General features: G+C 63.8%; 1 protein-coding gene. It reads left to right on the top strand.

All coding sequences use genetic code 11. The features are described from left to right. Positions 1 to 332: 332 nt before the first annotated feature. Positions 333 to 1,083: aspartate carbamoyltransferase catalytic subunit (locus EN914_RS36235; protein ID WP_127389727.1), on the top strand; the 751-nt coding region annotated here is incomplete at its 3' end.

Raw genomic sequence — 1,083 nt, 5'->3', positions numbered from 1 at the left:
GCACGAAACGGCCGAGACCGTCGAGTTCCCGGCGCACCGGATCGGAAAAACGCTCCGCGAGCTGGATCAGCAACGGATCGCCCCGCCAGGCGTTGCCGCCCGTCAGCGGCGGCGGCTGGTTCGTCACGTCGTCGGTCACGCCCAATCCTTCTATCGTCAGAAAGCCACGAATCCGAGGCTGTCGGCTAGATATAGCCAAGCCATGCAGCGCGCGCGATGAAAATACCGGCCGATACAATCGGCCATCTACACGAAAAAAATGAGGAGAACGGCTCCAATGCAAAGCTGGCGCTTGCAGCCGCAAAGTCTCCACCCTATAGCAGCCCCTTGAGATGACCGACGCTTCGTCCCCCTATCCTCATCGCCATCTTCTGGGCATCCGCGACCTTTCCCCTGCCGACATCGAGCTGTTGCTCGACAGGGCGGACCGGGCGGTCGCGATCTCGCGGCAGTCCGAGAAGAAAACCTCGACGCTGCGCGGCCGCACACAGATCAACCTGTTCTATGAAGCCTCGACGCGCACGCAGTCGTCGTTCGAACTGGCCGGAAAGCGGCTTGGCGCCGATGTCATGAACATGTCGGTGGCAAGCTCTTCGGTGAAGAAGGGCGAAACGCTCATCGACACGGCGATGACGCTGAATGCCATGCGGCCCGACATATTGATCATCCGCCACCAGTCGGCCGGTGCGGCCGCGCTTCTCGCGCAGAAGGTCGGCTGCTCCGTCGTCAATGCCGGCGACGGCGCGCATGAGCACCCGACACAGGCGCTGCTCGACGCGCTGACCATCCGCCGCGCCAAAGGCCCGCTGTCGAAGCTGATCGTGGCGATCTGCGGCGACATCCTGCATTCGCGCGTGGCGCGCTCCAACATCATGCTGCTCAACGCGCTCGGCGCGCAGGTGCGCGTCGTCGCGCCGTCGACGCTGCTGCCCACCGGCATCGAGAAGATGGGCGTCATCGTCACCCGTTCGATGGCCGAAGGCCTCAAGGACGCCGATGTGGTGATGATGCTGCGCCTGCAGCGCGAGCGCATGGAAGGCGCCTTCGTGCCTTCGGTGCGCGAGTATTTCCGCTATTTCGGCC

The sequence above is a fragment of the Mesorhizobium sp. M7A.F.Ca.CA.001.08.2.1 genome (assembly GCF_003998455.1).
In the GTDB taxonomy this organism is placed as follows: Bacteria; Pseudomonadota; Alphaproteobacteria; order Rhizobiales; family Rhizobiaceae; genus Mesorhizobium; species Mesorhizobium ciceri.
The sequence above is the reverse complement of the archived record's forward strand: the minus strand, read 5'-3'. Positions and strand labels throughout refer to the sequence as shown.